The 1,035-nt window shown below is 49.0% G+C and carries 2 protein-coding genes; both read right to left on the reverse strand.

Annotated elements, in window-relative coordinates; genetic code table 11:
* Nucleotides 1-150: 150 nt before the first annotated feature.
* Nucleotides 151-747, reverse strand: coding sequence for a chorismate lyase (locus QT974_RS34660; RefSeq protein WP_333472866.1), 597 nt, complete (start codon nt 745-747; stop codon nt 151-153).
* A gap of 62 nt (nt 748-809) precedes the next feature.
* Nucleotides 810-1,035: hypothetical protein (locus tag QT974_RS34665; RefSeq protein WP_333472867.1), on the reverse strand; the 226-nt coding region annotated here is incomplete at its 5' end.

A 1,035-nucleotide genomic window follows, 5' to 3' on the forward strand; every position in this document is an offset into this window, starting at 1 on the left:
TTGAAGAGGGCGAAGCATGACCGCATATAAGTTATTAGTTATCATCTCATATTGACCGCGGTCATGCTTCGCCCCTACAAACATATTTGACAAACCCAGATGCACCCATGACGATCGAACTTTCTCGTGTGGATGCGATCGCCTACAATATTACAACTCCATCGGCCCCAAATACTTAGTTAAATAAGGCGAAAACACCTCATAAATCAGCGTCAGCGGCTTCCCGTGATGCCAAAACAAATAGTGTCGCCCCCAAAAAGGCCCCGACTGTTGAAAAGCCGACTCCAAAACCACCGACTCACCGCAATAAATGCCTTGCACGTCGCGATACAATTCTGTTCGCAGGCGCGCTAAACTTGCCCAAATTGGCAAAGATTTATTTTCCAAATATTCATCTACGTGACTCGCTTCCCACCAAGAAGTCGCGTAGGCGAGGCGCTGTCCCGAAGCTGTACGCAGCCACACTTGACGGCGCAGGCGCGGCCCTGGAACCGCCACAATTTGCGCAGGCGCACCGTCTGCGCCTTCACCCACCAACGACATATCGATCACATCTACTTCTGTGGGTTCCCCTGTCAGCAGTTGCAGGTGACGGGTGGGGGAACCGTCGCCCAAGAGCAGTATTTGCCATGCCGGTGCTAGCTTGGTGTGGGGTAAACCCTTCTGTACTGCGTCTTGGTCTCCTTCCCACAGGGGGTTGAGAGCGTGCCAGGTTTGGCTGTTTTTAGGTGTAAATGTTGCAGTCAAGGGTCTTTACAAAACTTAATTTTTTGTTTATTATAGCGCTTCTGCAATTATCAAGTGACAAGTCAAAAATCCCTAATCGATCGACTTATGGCGATCGCCCAGATGATTTTGAGCGAATTAGTTATAATACAGTTCGCGATCGCACTCCGACTCTCATAACCGGGTTTTGTGCGAAATCTGCGGGTGACAACACCTGTTTTCGTAAAAAAACGCTTTTTCGCTACCCGTGCTTCAACAGTTGACAGTTGACAGTTGACAGTTGACAGTTGACAGTTGACAGTTGACAGT

The sequence above is a fragment of the Microcoleus sp. BM001215392 genome, assembly GCF_036700185.1.
Lineage (GTDB): Bacteria > Cyanobacteriota > Cyanobacteriia > Cyanobacteriales > Microcoleaceae > Microcoleus.